The sequence below is a fragment of the Mucilaginibacter paludis DSM 18603 genome, assembly GCF_000166195.2.
In the GTDB taxonomy this organism is placed as follows: domain Bacteria; phylum Bacteroidota; class Bacteroidia; order Sphingobacteriales; family Sphingobacteriaceae; genus Mucilaginibacter; species Mucilaginibacter paludis.
Map to the genome: position 1 here is coordinate 3,838,515 of NZ_CM001403.1, position 19,085 is coordinate 3,857,599.

8 protein-coding genes and 1 pseudogene are annotated in these 19,085 nt (G+C 44.5%); all 9 read right to left on the bottom strand.

The annotated features are described in order from the left end of the window. Positions 1 to 108: 108 nt before the first annotated feature. Positions 109 to 696 carry a TolC family protein gene (locus tag MUCPA_RS39690; RefSeq protein ID WP_316928941.1) on the bottom strand — a complete coding sequence of 196 codons (588 nt, stop codon included), beginning with the start codon at positions 694 to 696 and terminating at the stop codon, positions 109 to 111. Between the two features lie 102 nt (positions 697 to 798). Continuing rightward, positions 799 to 4,484: pseudogene (locus tag MUCPA_RS16400) on the bottom strand (CusA/CzcA family heavy metal efflux RND transporter); the annotation flags it as partial. Positions 4,485 to 5,783: 1,299 nt separating this feature from the next. Beyond that, positions 5,784 to 7,955, bottom strand: coding sequence for a glycoside hydrolase family 3 C-terminal domain-containing protein (locus MUCPA_RS16405; protein WP_008507884.1), 2,172 nt, complete (start codon positions 7,953 to 7,955; stop codon positions 5,784 to 5,786). A 33-nt stretch (positions 7,956 to 7,988) separates the two neighbouring features. Next, on the bottom strand, positions 7,989 to 9,017 hold the full coding sequence (gene pelA, locus MUCPA_RS16410) for a pectate lyase (RefSeq protein ID WP_040627566.1): 1,029 nt from the start codon (positions 9,015 to 9,017) through the stop codon (positions 7,989 to 7,991). A 117-nt stretch (positions 9,018 to 9,134) separates the two neighbouring features. Further along, positions 9,135 to 10,871 (bottom strand): RagB/SusD family nutrient uptake outer membrane protein, encoded by a 1,737-nt coding sequence (locus tag MUCPA_RS16415; protein ID WP_157543926.1) that lies wholly within the window; start codon positions 10,869 to 10,871, stop codon positions 9,135 to 9,137. Between the two features lie 73 nt (positions 10,872 to 10,944). After that, positions 10,945 to 14,136: a SusC/RagA family TonB-linked outer membrane protein gene (locus MUCPA_RS16420; RefSeq protein ID WP_008507889.1), complete on the bottom strand. Its 3,192-nt coding sequence runs from the start codon at positions 14,134 to 14,136 to the stop codon at positions 10,945 to 10,947. A 20-nt stretch (positions 14,137 to 14,156) separates the two neighbouring features. Continuing rightward, positions 14,157 to 15,683 (bottom strand): fasciclin domain-containing protein, encoded by a 1,527-nt coding sequence (locus tag MUCPA_RS16425; protein WP_008507890.1) that lies wholly within the window; start codon positions 15,681 to 15,683, stop codon positions 14,157 to 14,159. Positions 15,684 to 15,739: 56 nt separating this feature from the next. Further along, positions 15,740 to 17,563, bottom strand: coding sequence for a fasciclin domain-containing protein (locus MUCPA_RS16430; RefSeq protein ID WP_008507891.1), 1,824 nt, complete (start codon positions 17,561 to 17,563; stop codon positions 15,740 to 15,742). A gap of 5 nt (positions 17,564 to 17,568) precedes the next feature. Continuing rightward, on the bottom strand, positions 17,569 to 19,077 hold the full coding sequence (locus tag MUCPA_RS16435; RefSeq protein ID WP_008507892.1) for a RagB/SusD family nutrient uptake outer membrane protein: 1,509 nt from the start codon (positions 19,075 to 19,077) through the stop codon (positions 17,569 to 17,571). Positions 19,078 to 19,085: the final 8 nt, after the last annotated feature.

The window sequence follows — 19,085 nt, forward strand, 5'->3', positions numbered from 1 at the left end:
ATATATGAGTACAGCTACTTAAATTGACGGCTATGCCGAGCAAGAGGCAAAAGCGACCCCTATAAAAAGGGCGATTGCGATGTATTTATATTTATGATGGTTCATCTGTTATTCTCCTTTGATAAATTGTAATTGGATAGCTGACTGGTTCAAGCGGCTTAACGCTTCGATATAGGCCACCTTGACCTGTACGGCGGCTGACATATTCTGGATGTATTCAACATAGCCGATCTCACCCAGGTTAAATGACACCTGCGCAATGCGAAGTTGCTCATCCGCCTGTTTAAGTCCGCCCGCTAAATAATAGTCGGCCGACTGTTTAAACTTGAGATATTGCTGCCATTCCTGCTGGTATTGCAAAAGTATCTGTGATTGCGTTAGCTGATAATTGGTTTGAGCGACCTGAGCTGACAAGCGTTCAGCCTTTACCCTTGCACGGTTAGCGCCATTGAACAATGGCAGGGCGACACCCACCTGAATCCCGGCAATACGCGTTCCGGGGCTATACCCGCGGTTGATATTCGCCGGATCAAAGGCGGCGATCACAAATTGTTGGTTATAGCCTAAAGTCAGGTCCGGTAAACCTTTCGATCTTTCTACCGCGATCCGTGCGTTCGCTACCTCGATATTTTGCAGGTCAACATTCACCTGCGGATTATTGGCAACGTTGATGCTATCGGTTTGTATAGTAAGCATCAGTGATAACTTATTTTCTGCGATCACAATTGGCCCTGATGTATTGAGCAATTGCTGTAAACTCAATTCATTACTCGCCAGATCCGCCTGAACACCTATTTTCAGGTTGATCGTTTCCTGGTATTTATTCCTCGCGCTGATTAGTTCGAGGTTAGATGTTTCACCTGTCTTAAACCTGATCTCCGCCTTTTTTACAAAACCCTTATAAACACTGTCCTGGTAATTCAGAACATGCAGCATTTCCCTGTTCAGCAAATAGGCGTACCAGGCGCTTCTTACCTGCCTAGTGATCTCTGCACGGATCAAATGATCTGAGCGTTCAGCTAACAAGGTTTGCTGGTTAAGCAGCCGGCGCTGATTCTTGTATAAGCCGGGCCAGGCGATAGTTTGCGTAATGCCTATGGCATTATCCATGTTCCCCCCACTGGTAGGGTCTTGGGTAACCATGATTTCAGTCTTGGGAATATCCGTACCCGACCTTTGTAAGGCCCTTGCCTGCGCTACAGACAAACCCGCAGAGCGGATATTCAGGTTGTTTGTTATAGCCTTACTAATGGCGCTGTCTAAAGTTAATGGCTCGTTGTTCTGTGCTCGCGCGGTATTTGGCTGAAAAACGTTAAGCCCTGCAATAACCAAAAGGGCGACCAATGCTTTGGGCACCTTGATCTTTTTAGCTTCTTGACGATTGAACAGCAGGTAAAGGCATGGTAAAACAAATAGGGTTAAAAAAGTGGCGCTAATTAATCCGCCTATTACAACTGTGGCTAAAGGCCTTTGAACTTCTGCCCCTGCACTGGCTGATAAAGCCATTGGCAGAAAACCTAAAGAAGCGACCGAAGCAGTCATTAAGACAGGTCTCAACCTTGTCTTGGTGCCTTCCAAAACGCGGTCGTAGATATTAGTCATTCCTTCTTCTTTCAACTGGTTGAAATAGCCGATCAAACAATCCCATTTAAAACGGCCACGCCAAACAAGGCAATAAAGCCAACGCCCGCGGAAATGCTGAACGGCATGCTGCGTAGTAATAAGGCGGCAACCCCGCCCATGGAAGCCAGCGGTACAGCTGTGAATATCAGCAGGCTTTCTTTCACCGAACGGAAGGTCACATAAAGCAGCACCAGGATAAATAATAGCGCTGCCGGTACAGCGATCATTAACCTCGCCTTTGCTGCTTGCAGGTTTTGAAACTGCCCGCCGTAGGTCAGGTAATAACCTGCAGGCAATTTCAGAGTGGTAGCCAGTTTAGCCTGGATCTCTTTTACCGTGGTCTCTACGTCACGGCCCTGCACGTTGAAGCCGACATAAATGCGTCTTTTTCCATCTTCACGGGATACCTGCGCGGGCGCGTCCTGAAAAGAAATATCTGCTACCTGGCTTAATGGTACTTTATTACCCGATGTCAATGGCACCAGCAGGTTTTCTACGCCTGATATATTCTCCCGCAGATCACGGTTCAGGCGAACAACCATATCAAAACGTTTCTCGCCCTCGAACACTACTCCGGTCACACTCCCGGCAAACGCGGTTTTTAGGATCATATTCACATCGCTTACAGTCAGGCCATACTGTGCCATCTTATCCCGGTTATAGGCTACCCGTATCTGCGGCAATCCGCTTACTTTTTCGATGTAGGGTTCGCTTACCCCTTTAACCGGTGCGATCAGTTTGGCCAGCTTTTCAGCCTGAATGGCTAAAGCATCCAGGTCATCACCGTAGATCTTGATAGCTACGTCTTGCCGGATACCGGTCATAAGCTCATTGAAACGCATTTGCATTGGCTGGGATATCTCGACGTTAATACCCGGGATAACTGACAGCGTTTCTTCCATCTTTTCAATCATTTCCTCTTTGGTTTCAGCTGATCTCCAGTCATCTTTTGGCTTCATCGCCAGCATCATATCTCCCTTTTCCATGGGCATGGGGTCGGTCGGGATCTCGGAACTACCGATGCGGGTAACGGCCTGTTTAATCTCCGGAAATTTGTCTTTCAGTAATTTTTCTGCTTTGCCAAAAGTTTTGACCACTTCACTAAGCGATGTTCCCTGTATCATAGATATTTCCACCGTCAGATCGCCTTCCTCCAAAGTTGGAATGAACTCACCGCCCATGCGGCCGAATGCCCATATGGCCAGGCCAAATACTATAAAGACAATGGTTACTGTAATGATCTTTACTTTTAACACGGCTATCAATGCGCGCTGATATATCCTTTGTAGAAATTCAATAATGCGGTCTGATATATTGCGTTTATGGGAAGTTTGCTTACTTAGAAATAAGGCACTTGCCATGGGAACATAGGTCAACGAAAGAATAAATGCACCTAAAATCGCAAAGGCAACGGTTTCGGCCATTGGCCTGAACATTTTGCCTTCAATGCCAACTAAGGATAATAAAGGCAAATAAACGATCAGAATAATGATCTGTCCGAATGCGGCAGACTTCATCAGTTTGCTGGCGCTATCCCGCACTTCGACATCCATTTGTTCGGAGGTCAGTTTCTCTACACCTTTTTGCCGATAGCTGCCTGTAGTGATATGATGGACCACACTTTCGACAATGATCACGGCACCATCCACGATCAGTCCGAAATCAATGGCACCTAAACTCATCAGGTTACCTGAGACGCCGAACAATTTCATCATGGAAAATGCGAATAGCATCGCCAGCGGAATAACCGAGGCCACTACTAATCCGGCCCTTAAATTCCCTAATAGCAATACCAAAACAAATATCACAATTAAAGCACCTTCTAATAGATTTCGCTTAACCGTACCTATTGCTCGGCCAACCAACTCTGTACGGTCAATAAATGGCTCGATCACCACACCCTCCGGCAATGACTTTTGCACCTGCACCATACGCGCCTTAACGTTCTTTATGACATCGCCAAAGTTCTCACCCTTCAGCATCAGGGCTACACCGGCAACTACTTCGCCTTCGCCATTACGGGTAACCGCACCGTAGCGGGTCGCGCTGCCAAATTGTACGGTTGCGATATCCCGGACAAGTATGTGTGAACCTTTGGTGTTAGCCACCACGATCCGGCGGATGTCGTCCAGATTTTTCACCTGCCCCAAACCACGAATAAAGTAAGCATTGCGTTGCTGCTCAATGTAGGATCCGCCGGTGTTCTCATTGTTTTTTTGGAGGGCTTCATAGACCTGTGGTATGGTAATGCCTAAGGAATTCAACTTATCGTTGTCTAAAGCGACCTCGTACTGTTTGACATAGCCGCCCCAGCCACTGACTTCGGCTAACCCGACTGTTCCCGATAATTGGGTTCGGACGATCCAGTCCTGGATCGTCCGAAGGTCGGTAGCCGAATATTTATTTTCGTACCCCTTTTTAGCGTGAATCACATACTGGTATATTTCACCAAGTCCGGTGGTGATAGGTGCCAGGGAGGGTTCACCTAATCCTTTTGGAATACTATTTTCAGCTTCTTTTATCTGGGCATTGACCTGTTGCCTGGCCCAGTAAATATCCACGTTGTCTTTAAAAACAATGGTAATAACAGAGATACCCGAACGGGATATGGAACGTTTTTCAATGATCCCGGCGATATTGGCCATGGATAGTTCTATAGGTGCAGTAATAAACTGCTCTACTTCCTGTGCACCAAGGCTTGGTGCCTGTGTAATGATCTGTACCTGGTTATTGGTAATATCGGGCTGCGCGTCAACCGGTAGGTTATACGCAGAATAAATGCCCACCAGCACTAACACCAGTGTCATGATCCCGATAGTTACCTTGTTCCTGATCGAGAACGCGATAATTTGATCAAACATAAATGTAAAAATTAATACGATACGGAAAAGCCATGCAAGGTAAAAATGCAGGCGAAAACTAAGAATGTCGTATTAACTGATCTGCGGAGGCTGCCAGATCTTGATCGGCTGATTCTGAATGGCGGGTATGACATAATCAGGATAATCAGTGATCGATACTTCGGCGAAAACTACTATCAAAGGATTTGAACGGAGATACCTTGCACTAGAACAGCAATTGCATGTGCAAAAAGGCGGGCAAGACTCCTGGTTGGCATGGCTACCGCAGGTTTTGGCTTTAGTCAAGTTTGTAATGGAAGAATGGGGTTCTTTGTCCTCTTTGTCCCGGCAAGGCATCAGAGCAAGGATGGTCATATAGACGCATAATAAGAGGACAAAATACTTCACTTTACGAAGTTAGCTATAATCCGCTGATATTGGTGCGGAAGTCTTGAGTTTATTTCTTGAAGTACCTTCTTTCCCTGTTGCTAAAATTTATTTCAGATAGAGAAGTTTTTTTCAGACTCATCTGTGGCTCCTGGCCCGCTAACTTTTTAATGTTATACTAATAACTGATCACGTTATCAGGACTTTAATCAGCAGGATATACGTACCTAACCGACAATGGTGAGTCAATACAGGTAGACGACAGATGTTGCCATCTCCGAACTTATATAAGCCTTTTTAAGCAAAATACCACAGTTCAAAAAATGACTTTCAATTCAAGTATCCGTTGGGTCTTATTAAAGATCAAACCGTTGAAATCGCACCGTTATTAATGCTACTATAGGAAGGCTACGAAGGATTTTGCTTTTACTCGTAAGTGACTCCGAAATTTTCCAAAAAAGATTATGAAATTCCGGTTTTTTTTCTGTTTTGAGGAAAATTACCGGGAGACTATCCTTGGTATAAATTAATAATGCAATCTCCGGATTGTTCCTGCTCGTAGTATCGCGGCCTTACTATGGTAATAATCATAATATCATGACCAATTCTTCCATTTACATGACGGTTCTTTTGACAGCCTTACCGAATCTGTTGCAATAAAGACCTAATATAATTATAAAATTTATGTCAGGGCGCTTTTGAAATAAGGTTTTTACGTATAAGTGTATCACAAAAGTCTTTGCCTTAATGTGCGTGAGATTTTTTAGCATCACAGAACTATGTTAAAACCAAACGGATAACGCTAACAGCTGTTTACCTCAATGCTCATTCATCTGCTAAGCGTTATGCGTGGGGGTGTATACAGTAATGTCTGAAGTGTTAAAATCATTCCCCGTACAAAATATAAGACTAATATAATCTCTTATTAAGAATCTATCTGACAATAAACTTTCCTTGAGTTGGGATTGCAGCACCTAAAGACAAACTTCGTTTTGAAGGCGACGCCCCCCCTATTCTGACCACATAGCTGCCGGATAACAATACCTCACTTCCGTTAGCATCAACGCTTTTCATTAAATCGGGTGTAATTTGAAATTGTACCTTTCTCGATTCGCCTGCTTTGAGATTAACCCTTTTGAAACCTTTTAACGAGTATTGAGGGTTCTTCTCGGTTTGGGGAACCGTGATGTATAACTGAACAACTTCTTCACCTTCCATTTTTCCTGTATTGGTTACCATGGTTTCAGCGATAATTGTCATATTCTTTTTAATCTGTTTTTCAGATAAAGTTAACGACGAATAAGTATAAGTTGAATAACTTAAGCCATAACCAAAGGTGTACATCGGTTCGGCTGTCATGTAACGGTAAGTGCGCCCTTTCATCGAATAATCTTCGTAAGGCGGTAATTGCGCAAATGATTTTGGAAAAGTTACCGGTAATCTGCCCGATGGGGATACTTTACCGAATAAGATATCCGCTACAGCGTTGCCTCCTTCTTCACCTGGATACCAGGCTAATAAAACGGCGTCAGCCAGTTCGTGTACTTCCGAGAGATTCATCGGACTACCGCCTGTAATAATGGCTACTACTTTGTTTTTGTTCCCTTTTCTAATCTTACGCAGAAAATCAATCTGGTTTTTTGGCAAATTGTAATCCAGTCTGTCTCCGTAATTTGGCGATGCTATGGCTTCGCCTTCTTCGCCTTCCAGCAAACCAGTAATACCCATCACTACAAAAGTCACATCGGATGCTTTAGCATCGCCGGTAGTCCAGTCTATTGGATTATTATTATCTCTGTCCAGTAAAATGCCAGGTTTGTATTGCATCTGACTACCTGGTTGAATAGCACCTGCTATACCTTCTAAAATAGTACTCATATGTGGGTTAACACCGTAATAATTACCCATTAAGGCATCTACACTAGCAGCATTCGGACCGGTAATGTAGTATTTAGATAAGTTGTTTTTCAACGGCAGGCACTTTTCGTTTTTTAATAGTACAATAGATTTTAAAGCTACTTCTTTCGCCAATGCACGGTGATCTGTACTATTGATCACACTTACGGGGATATTGTTGTAAGGGCTGTTTTGTTTAGGGTCAAATAGACCTAATTTAAAGCGGGTTTTAAGCAATGTCGCCAAAGCCTTATCAATTTCCTTTTCAGTAATCAAACCGCGTTTTACGGCCTCAATCAATGCGGGGTATTCATCGCCACAGTTGAGGTCTACACCATGTTTAACAGCAAGCGCTACAGCTTCCGGCTGTCCAGGGACCACCTTATGCCCCATATAAAAATCCACTATAGCACCACAATCCGATACTACATGCCCTGTAAAATGCCATTCATCCCGTAAAATCTGATCCAGCAATAAATTACTGCCACAGCAAACCTCGCTATTGGTACGGTTATAAGCGCACATCACTGCTTCAACCCTGGCATTAACTAATGCTTTAAAAGCCGGTAGATAGGTTTCTCGTAAGTCTTTTGGTGATGCTATGGCATTGAAAGAGTGGCGTAACCGTTCCGGCCCACTATGTACGGCAAAATGCTTGGCGCAGGCCGCTACTTTTAAATGCTCCGGGTCGTCACCTTGTAAGCCCTGGATAAAGGCTACACCTATTTGTGAAGTTAAAAATGGATCTTCGCCGTAAGTTTCCTGTCCACGTCCCCAACGCGGATCACGAAAAATGTTTATATTGGGTGTCCAGAAAGTTAAACCTCCATACTTCTCATTATACCCGTTAACCATAGCTGCGTTGTACATAGCACGAGCTTCGTCGGATATCGCCGTCGATTCACGTTTCGCCAGATCCTGATCAAAAGTTGCCCCAAGGGCGATAGCCTGAGGAAAAATTGTAGCGACACCGGAGCGTGCTACACCGTGTAGGGCCTCGTTCCACCAATTATATTTCGGCAAATTTAAGCGTGGCACCGATGGGCTTACATCCATCATTTGGTGAACTTTCTCTTCAAGTGTAAGTTTGGAAATCAGGTCTCGAACGCGTACGTCTGTGGGGTTAAAGGGGTCAAGATATGCGTTTTGAGCTCTTACAGATGTAACCGACAATAGTAAGGTTAATAATAAGATTTTATGTTTATTCATATTCCTAGGTGCATTAATAGCATTTAATACTAATCAATTCCATTTCCTGAGCCAATCGGGATAATCTTTTGCCAACAATTGCTCAGGCCAATTCCCATACCAGGCATAGCCGTTGCGCCGTTCGTAAGAAAGTTCCTGTAAGGTATAAACTTTTATACCATCCCGGTTACAAAAAAAAGGCCTGTCCGTTCCTATTTCATAATATCTTGCCCACATAATCGAGGTAGGATCAACTGCCATTTTTTTATCTGTTCCTTTCTCCGTCCCGGGAGCCGGAACACTCACCACCTTATAGCCGACGATTTTTACATCGTTCAACCATTGGACGGCTGCCTTAACAGAGGCTTTCATTTCCTGTGTAGGATAAGGTTGATCCATTAAAAATCGGATTATGCCAACGCTTTCCGATCCGCTTACCGAAGGCAGTTCGTAGGCACGGGCTTTTGCTGGCTGCAAAGTACGTTCGTCATATTGCTGGCACCACCCCGTTAATCTTCCGCTTTGAATGATCTGGGTGTTTAAGATGCATCTAATCCCTCTGTCCACACCATTCCTGCAGGAATCTATTAATTTCCGGTCGATCACATCCAGGCCATTCCGGCCAAGTGCGACGTCCATGAGAAGATTAAGTGCGTTGATCATCGCATTGTCATTGTAAGTTATCTCGTTACGGTAAAGGCCATGATCCGGATAATACTGAGGAAACCCCCCGTTCGGGTATTGGGCTTTTAACAGATAACGTATGCCCCTTTCAGCAGAGGCAAGGTAAAGGGGGTTTGGTATGGATTTGTATATTTTTACAAGATACCTAATCTCCATGTTTGTGGCGTTATTGTCGATGGTCGCCGCACCTTCTAGAACCTCAAAGGCTATATCCGTTTTATCTGTTGCTGAGAACTCCTGGTTGTAGCTAAAAGCCTTTCCCCGAAACTGTTTAAACCATCCGCCTGAGGGCCTTTGAAAACGAAGCATATTGTCTGCCCGAAGATCTTGCGCGCAGAGACGGGCGACAAAAAATATCGCGGCCAAACTCAGCAGGCTTTTAAAAAAACGTGTTTGCATGTTAGACATTTTTTCATGTTTATTTCTTAAAACGACCGGTAACATATGCTACCGGACCAGGTTTAATTTCTCGACAGTTTATTTTGGTGACTTTCACTAATTTGATCTCCAAAGAAACTATCTTTTAAAGGGCAGGTACCAGTTCGCTACACTAGACCCGAGTTGGGCCACACCCGGAGGCACTGATTTCCCAGCGGCTATGAACTTCGCAGCAACAGTTGCCTGCATGAACGCCAGCCCAGACCCCGGTATTTCCTTTTCCCGTCTTAGCCCGACCCGGACAAGGTCAGTCCATCGTACCCCTTCAAAAGCCATTTCAAGTGCGTTTTCCTTCAGAATGAGATCCTCCTGGGCGATCGCCAGACCTTTGGCATCCTTGACAGGTTTATCCCATAGTGCCGGTACCGACATATCAAAGTACTTTACAGAATCAACTTTAACGGGTACGAGGCTGGCATTTCCCCTAATACCAATATTACCGCTCCATATCCCTACGTAAGGAGGAAACTGCCCAGCTCTGGCATCGAAATAATAATCCGGGTTCGCATCAAAGCTTTGCATAATGTTCACCACATTAGCGGGAACAGGAGGAGGACCGGTATAGGCCGCTTTTAAGCCATTGTTTAACAAGGCGTAGGCTAATTGGTCACGGCCGTCCCTGTTGGCCGCTTCCAAAAAACGAAGGTGAAGTCCTCTTGATCGCTGAATAATAAATTTTCCTGTTGTTTCCAAAGGGTTGAGTTTATTAAAGCCCGCGATTAGCTTCTTTACTTCCGGCTCCGGACCCATAGAGTACGATTTGTCAGGCCCCCTATAAATGTCGATGGGTGAATTATCAGATCGGTACTGTATATCCCAGTTGTTAATGGATTTGGCAGATGGCTTCAGCAGGTATTTTCCCGCGTGCGAAAAAAGACTGATGAAAGGATTGCCAGGTTGGAATTTTTTATCAAAGGGCACCTGGCTGATGATATCACTTTTGATATCGCCATCGAAAGGGGATATAAAATCGCTGTCCCAGGTAGGACCTGTCGCCTCTCCTTTACTGCCGGTCACCCTGAAAAAATCGGGATATGACCCCGACCCAGAAGAAATTTTTACGTATTCAGATAGATCCATCGCAGCCCGGTAGTAATGCGCCGCCTCTGCGTAACTTCCTTTCCATAAAAAGACATCGCCAAAAAGAAAGTACCTGTTTAGGAACATTCTCGATGTACTGTAGCCATCGATTACACGGATCAATGATGAACCCGCCGTCACGATGATTGGTGTATGTGTTTCGTCCGTCAGGGCTATGGGGTTCAGCACCGGAACCGTTCTGATCATTGCAATCAGATTATCGATTAGCACGTCAAAACTTACGGTGGGCGATTTTGATGGGTCCTTTACGGCATCGATCGTTGCCAATGGGTCGGTCACAAACGGCACTGATCCATATTGAATACCAAGTTGAAGGTATACCCATACCCAAACTGTAGTGACCTCAGAATACCTGATATCAAATTCTGCCTGAGTCATTCTTCTGGTTCTCAACATCTCTTTGAAATTGTACATGATATCATTGCAGTCAATGACCAGAGCATAAAAGGGCTTCGGATCCGCCCAGGGGTTATCGGTTGTCGCACTATGCTCATTGATTTCCTTAAGATATTTATCCGCATTCGGTGTTACATCCATCAGGTCGCCCTGCAATTCATTCAATACGATATATTTATCCATGACCTTTGCGAATTTCCCATATAAACCCAGGATAACAGCATCGGCGTCATTTACGTCCTGGTAATTTTTCGTGATATCAAGTACGTTCTCGGGCTGGTAATCAAAGGTTTTTTTACAGGAAAAAACACTTATCATAAAAAATAAAAGCAAAATATTCCGCTTAATTAACTTTGTTATATTCATTTTCATTTTTCTTTTATTCTGATTCTTATAAACCGAGTCTTATACCGATCTGCATAGTGCGGAATTGCGGCTCAAGGCCAATATCGGTTCCCTGGCTGAACAGGTTCCCTGAGGCGCTAAATTCAGGGTCATAACCCAGGTAATTTGTAATAGTGAAGAGGTTATCCGCGGTTAAAAATAATTTAGCTGATTTGATGGTGCTACCAGTTTTCAGAATAGCATAGGTAACGGAAATAGTTCTTAACCGGAGGTATGCCCCGCTCTCGATCCACCTGTCGGAAAAACGGGAATTTCCCGCCGGATCTCCATATTCCGCCCGAGGCACATTGGTGACCTGGCCAGGAATTTTCCACCTATTGATGGCATAATCCAACTGATTTTCGTACCCGCTCATGGAGGAAAGCTGCCTGCGGGTATAATTATAAATATCATTTCCACTGGTAAAAGTGACGACCGCATCCATTGACCATCGCTTATAAGATCCCGATGTTATAAAAGAGCCGGTGAAGGCCGGATTAGGGTCACCAATAACTTGCCTGTCGTTATCATCGATAATCCCGTCATGATTGTTGTCGATGTAGCGCATATCTCCGCCCCTGAAATTGGTTATGGTGCCGTCCGCCCTCAGGTTCTTTAATCCCGATGCAGCAGCCTCAGCTTCGGAAGCGAAAACACCATTGGTTTTAAAGCCATAGAACAAGTTAGCTGTCTGGCCGACCTGGCTGATGATCGTGCCGCCAGCGAATGTCGTCAGTAGCTTATCGTCAGGGATCATGGTGAGCTTATTTTTGTAAAAGGAAATGTTTCCACCGATGTCGAATTTTACCCTGGTATTCAGCAAACGTCCGCTTGCTGCAAAAGTAAGGCCCTTTGTTTCCATCGCACCATTATTAGTGATGGCATAACTAAAGCCCGAGATGGTCCCTGTCGGTTCATAGGTAATCATATCCGTAGTATGATGGTTAAAGTAATCCACGCTCAGGTTCAGCCTTTCCTTAAATAATGAAATATCCATACCCAAATTAGCTTTTTTAACGGTTTCCCATTTCAAAGAAGGATTGGCGATATTGCCACGTACCAAGCCCTGGCTACCAAGCAGGTTTTGAGAACTATAAAACTGGGCAGTGGTATAATCACCAATATCATCATTTCCGGTCATACCGTAACCCGCACGAAACTTCAGTATATCGATAAACCTGACACTTTTCATAAAACCCTCACTCGAAACAAGCCAACCAAGCCCGATTGAGGGCATCAGGGCTAATTTATTGCCATTGAGAGCAAAAGATGTGCTGGCGTTTTTCCCAAAGCGTGAAGACGCGTCAGCAGCGATATTCAACGAAGCAAAATATTTGTTCTTTAATTCATAGTCCACATTCCCATAAACATCCATCCAGTTCCATTTACTGTTATAGCCGGTATTTGACCTGAGTGCAGGAAGACCTGCGCCGACACTAACATAATCATCGGTCGCTGAACTATAGCCTAACCCAGCATCAGCTTCGCGTTCGCTGTAGCTGTACCTAGCACCAAAGTTAACAGCAAGTTTTTGATCGTTTCTAAACCTGGAGGCGTAAGAAATCCTCGAATCATTGTAGACCGAATACAGGCTTTTAGTGCTGGTGCCCGAACTATTTGTAGATATCCCTGTTGCAAGTGTGTCAGGAACGACACCTAATCCCGGTATAAAGAAATTCTCCCGGACCTTATCATAGTTCACTCCGATCAGGGTTTGGAGCTTCAATTTTTCATTAAGTTTCATGAAAAAACTAACAGACCCAACAAACCTGTAATTTTTGTTGATCCCCACCATGTCTTCCGTTAGCGCGTAAGGATTGGAAATATTGAAGGCATCGACATCCGCCGCTATGGGAGCGGTTTCGTTGGTTGAACTTTTCTGGAGCGGCGCTAAGATTGGCGCTTTTACCAGGCCGAGGTATAATACATTGGTTTTGGGAGCTATTCCCTGGCTTTTCAAGTTTTGCTGGTTATTCACAAAAGAAAGATTCGCTTGCGCAGAAAGTTTTTTTGTGAGGTTCAGATCGGCGTTAAAGCGGGTTTGATTACGTTGATGATCCGTGTTCCTGGTGATGCCTTTTTCCCCGAGGTACCCCACTGACAAGCCATAAGTGGCGATATTGTCACCGCCAGTGATCTTCATGTAATAATTCTGGTTATAGCTGTTTTTCATTACCTGGTCCTGCCAGTTCGTCGTATTGTGGTACTGGTAATATAATGGATTCGCAGAATCGTTGATATATGGCTTAAGTTGAATGTTAGCAGGCGTTTCACCCGGAACCGTGACCAAAAGGTCAGAAAGGAAAATACGGTAATTCCGGTCGTTCATGACCGGCAAATTTCCAGGTTTATAATTATAACCACCATAGGCTGCAAAGTCAATATTGGTCACCTGGCTTTTGGCCCGGTTCGTCGTAATCAAAATAACACCGTTAGCACCTCTTGTCCCATAAAAAGCCGTTCCGTCTTTAATAATGGTGTATGAATCCACGTCTTTGATATCGATATTGGATAAGGGATTAGAAATATGTCCCGCGATGGTTGAGGTACCATAGCTGAAATTATCATAGATCATTCCATCGACAACGATAAGGGGTTGATTAGTTGAGTACAATGAGCTGAAACCATTAAGCAATAAGTTTCCGCCTACACCGGGTGTACCCGACCGGCGGGTAACGTTTAGGCCGGCGACCCGTCCCTGTAAATAGGTATCCGAACTTTCCGCGGTGCGCTGCCAATTATCATAACTACTCACTGTTTCTACAGCATATGCAGTATGTAATTTTGAGTTTACAGAATAAGGAAGTTTTACCTCGCTGTAAAATGATTTGTAGGTGTCGGGGTAAAGATCAATAACGATCGTTTTTCTGCCTTTTAAAACGATTTCCTTTTGCTGGTAGCCCTGACCGGATACATTAATCACTGCATAATGATCGCTTACCTCAATCCGGAACTCACCTTTCTCATCAGTGATTGTCGCAAGTTCGGTGCCGGAAGCAATGCTGATACCCGGCAGTGTTTTCCCTGTTCCGGCATCCCTTACACTACCGGTTAGAAAATTGTCCGCCACGTTTCTTTTTTTACTGGCGGAATCCGGCTTAAGGGAACCGATCTGCGCCTTTATACACATGGGTGTAAATCCAATAACCAGTAGGATCAGTATGATGTTTTTTAGTGATGTATTCAATACGTAATTCATAAAATTATTTCGAATTTTAATTAGGGGATGGGGACCAGTTTGATATAATCTAAAAGCAATGTATTTGCCCCATTGGTTGTTACCGTATTTCCAAGAAGAAATAAATTTAATGAGCCGAAACCGGCAGCTTTCGAGAAATAGAAGGGACTGACAAAGTCACCCAATAATACATCATTATAATTGGGTGAAAAAGTGTGTTTTCCGGTCACCGGGTCGACACCATTGTCGACCACGCCTGGCTTGGCCTGCGTAAAGGAGACATTGGTCGGCGTATTGAAAGCCAGTCTCATAGGAAAATAGGTCAGGTCAGTAGCTGAACCCGTCAGGGCTAATGCATTATCACGCACGACCCGCCAATAAACCCTGTATTTAACGGAGTTGGCGTTTGTCCGATAATTAACCCACATTGAAGCTGTACCATGATTTTCCAAGAGCATGTCCTGGTATATGGTGTTATTCGGGTTCCTCCGGGTTCGTACACTATAGGTTTTCGTGACCAGCATACTGTCTATATTTTCTCCTTGGAGCGTGATCGGTTTGATCCTTGCATAGCTATCGTTCCTTTCCCCCAACAACTTGTAACTAATGTTGTTCATCACGTAAACTATACCATTGCTAACTTTGCGGCTCTCCACGATGTCACTCTTTCTTAAATGGAATTTGACACTGTCAACAGCGGAATACACTGTATCTGGAAATGCTTCTGAATTCAGGACACCTTTGAAAGCAAGCATGCTGATCACATTGAATTTGGTCAGGCTATCCGATTTGGAAAGATTTGTCGTAACAAAGTATTTAAATAGTGAACTTTGTTGGGCAACGAACAGGGGATCGATGAGCACAATATAGGTATAGAGAGAATCTTCATTACTAATATCGGCCAGATTATTGAACCTATTGAGCGTCGTATAGCCTGTCCCGGGTTTATAGATCGGTGCGCCTGTATTGGGATTCACACCCGTCTGTATAGCTGAAGACCGGTCAAAGGCCAGATAATTCAGCGAAATGAGCTCCTGTTTCTGCAATGTCGTGGTCGACATCAGGTATTCCCAGATACTCGGCTTAGGAATGATCGCATCCCCGATCACATGTAACACGCCGTTGCCGGTATATTGATCAGCCACGATGATCGGCGAATCATCAACCGACGCCCTTTTAAAAGTTACATTTTTCCCGTTCAAGGTTTTGATATAAAGCTGCCCACTGATCGTTGAGGCCAGGTAGGACTGATTTGCGATATGGTTCCCTACAAATTGTTTTAGCCGTACACTATCCTGCATAATCGCCAAATCAACTTTCTGGATGGCCACGTTATTCGGCGCCCATACCGTAAATGATTTGGAAGAAGCGATAACTTTATCGTACCCCGTTTTTACAAGAAGACTGTAAAACTGGCTGAGGTCCGGGTTTCTATTGATCCGCTCTAAAAGACTTTGGGACAGTGCTGAGTCTCTTAAGTTGTTATAATTATCCCATTTCTTGTTACAGGAACAAGAAAGCGTGATCAGTACTAGTAAATATGTAAAATGCCGTATTTTTAATATCATGCCGTAAAATTTAAACTTGATCTATAAACACCGCCTGGTATTTATAGATCAATGGGTTATGGTATTGGTGTAAAATCTTGAGTGCCGTCAGGTCTGAATCTTGGCAATACCTGCGAGGGCCAGTCGGTTGGGATAAAATGTATCATATCCAACTTGTTTCTGTCCAGCGACTGGTTGCCCTGTATCACTTCAAGGCGTACCTGATGCACATTGGTCACGGCGATATCGACAATGCCGACCAGTTTGCCAATAAAAGGCTTCGATGAGGGGGCCGTGGCAACGACTGGATTGGACATGTAATATTTCCAGCCTTGGGATTCCAATTCCGACATGGTTGGAACAATCGGCGGGGGCTCAGAAAAATCGAAAGGTTTAGCCATTGTAACGCCGTCGACCAGCACCCTGCATTGAACACGTCTGCCCAACGGGTAATCGCCGCCGCCCTGTGAATCCCTTGAGTAACAGATCCAAACTTTATACCTGCCTTTTACAATGACCGGGGTCTTCATATAGATCCAAGAGTTGAGCCCGGCTCCGCTGTTGGCCGCTGTTGGAATACTAATGGATGGATTCAGCACGTCGTTGTAGCAAGCGCCCGTATAGTTCAGGTATCGCTGATCATATTTGTTATTAGGCGCAGTTGGCGTGCCTGAAGACTTCCTTTCCCAGTCCCAGCCACTGATCGGCTGATCTGTTGCGGAATATTTCGAAAAGTAGGTCGAAGCCGACCCAGCCTGTCTGAAAATGCTAGGGATAGCCCTGATTTCCGGGAAGTCACAAACATCCCAGTATACAGGGACCGGTTTACGGATCTTGATAGCGAAATGCCCCGTAGTTATTCCGGCTGTAGAAGAATAAGGTGCCATAGCGTGCAGTACCCCGTTAGAGGCAGAAAGATCGCTTGATGACCTTGAGATTAAACTCCCGGGTTCATATATACCGTTAAAAACAATATCATTAATGAGGATATTACCTGCACTCCTGGAAATATTCAGGATATCTGGCGGGGCCAGTGTGTTTAGCGAGGTCAGGGTAGCAAAATCTGCCAGATAGTTTGCACCAGGTATGATGTGGTAACCAATAAAGGTATGCAGGCTATCCATTACATTCTTAGGATCTCCGCTACCCGGGGAAAGGCGGGCTTTAAGGCTGATGAAATCCGGAAATCCTGCAGCATTCAGTACGCTATTGCTTTCCGCCAGAACAGTCAGGAATTTTCGTGTGGCAATAGGATTATTCGACGGGATGACGTTAAGCGAATCATACCAACCAGTTGCTTTAAGAGCCTGAGTAAAAACTGAATAATTGGGATCACTCTCTATCATTTTTGCCAAAGTATTTTTCGCGGGTAAGAGTACCTGGCTGATCACGTGGATAATCCCGTTGCCGACACGTACATTGGAGGTAAGTATATCTCCCTGCTTATTGACTGTTAGCTTGGTGATCCCAGCAGCCAGAGTTACTCCTGTGGTAAGGTATTGACCCTGAAGAGTTAGAGCACTTATCTTACCATCACTGAATTTAGAGGTAGAAATGGTATCATTCAGGATATGAAAATTGACAACGTCCTTTAGTTCTCCTAAATCAATGTCGTCCACGGAATTCTTGCCTGCTTTGGCCAAGTAGGCCTTAACCCCATCATTAGTAGGAAGAAAAAGCGTGTACTTTCCATAGGCCTGCAAAAAGCCGTCGGTTCCCGCCCGCTCAATCATTTTTCTGAATAGTGAAAACTGCTCCGGATATTTATCAAGATAAGAGGTAATGTTGACATTACTGCTGGTGTTGATCACCAAAGGCTCTTGTTTGCATTTCGCGAAAAAAAGTGCAATAAAAAAACCGGTAATCACTGTCGCCAGTTGAAGGCCTTGAGTTTTTTTCATAATAGTTATTGGTAAAAAGGGTTTTGAACTAAATTTTTGTCAGCCAGCAGCTCATCGAGATTTATAGGTAGGTAATGGCTCCGCCTGTCTGAATACTTTCCAACGATCAATTGCACCTTATCTCCGGGGGCAATTTCACCTATCATATTAAGGATAAGGTCTATACGGGTATATTTATCACGTTTAGCATTCCGGAGTACGTCGAACCATCTTTTTCCTTCGAAAGCAAACTCGCGCCTCCGTTCTCTCAGTATATAATCGGCTACATCCTGAACATTGTTAGGGTCCGGGTTTTCTTCTGTGGCGGCTATGGCCCGGGCGCGGGCGCGGACGGTCTTAACGAGTGCCAAAGCACCAGTGGTATTATTTGAAAAGGTCAGGGCTTCTGCTTTCAGAAGCAGGATATCCGCGTACCGGTAAAAAAACCAATGTGCGTAGGATTCTCCGGGGGCTCTTAATGAACTGTTCCCTGGCGTTCCAGCAAACTTCCAGATGACATAATCTGTCGCTCGAACAGCCCCCCCATCTCCCCTGATGTCTTTATTCAGGGGATTGGGATCGTTGCCGTAGACTACGTCGGTCACCCTCGGGGCAGCTAAAAAATGCTTTCCACTCAGGTTGATAAACATCGTATAAAAAGGGTTCAGCAATTGGGCATCAAACTGGATCTCAAAAATGCTCTCATTCGAGTTTCCTGTAAAAAAAACCGTATTGAACCAATCTGCTTGTTTACTACCATCGATCAGCCCAAAATTACCGGAGTTGATTATCTTATCACAGGCTTTAATGCATTGTGTATAGTATTCCGGATGATCGCTTCCGGCCATCCATAAGTAAACATCAGCCTGTATGGCGTTTATCCCGTATCTTGTTATCCTTCCTTTATTTTTTGCGGCATCCGCTCCAAAGTTCAGCATCGCGTGCTCGTCGGCAAAAGCAAGATCGTCGATGACCTGTTTCAAAACGTCTTCCTGGCTGCTCTTCGTCAGAAGCTCTTGCCTGGAATCACTTGATACAGCTTTAAGCTGAAGAGGTACCTCTCCGAAGGCTCGAACAAGGTTAAAATACATTAGTGCTCTCAGGCCCCGAGCTTCTGCGAGATAATTATCAAGTTGGCCCTGTGTAAGTGTCTTGTCAGACTGCAAAACCAGCGGAGCATATTCGATAATGGTATTACAATTGTTGATCACCGAGTAGATGCTGTTCCACTTGGTCAGTGAACTGGTCGACAAAATATTCCCGGATACCAAGTCATTTTCTTCGGTAGTAGCGCTCACTGTGGGAATGACCATGTCTGCCCGCAACTCACCCCAAATGAAAAGGTTTTGCACTAGTGTCCCATTGGCCAGCGAAAAATAACACCCTACGACCGCAGCTTCTATTTGCTGTTTGGTTTTCCAGTAATCTTCACGGACAGAACCGTCTTGTGGTTTTAAATCCAGCCATTTGCTACAGGAAACGAAGGTCAACAGGCATAGAACGAGCGAAAATTTCAGTTTCATATTGATTTTCATGATGATAT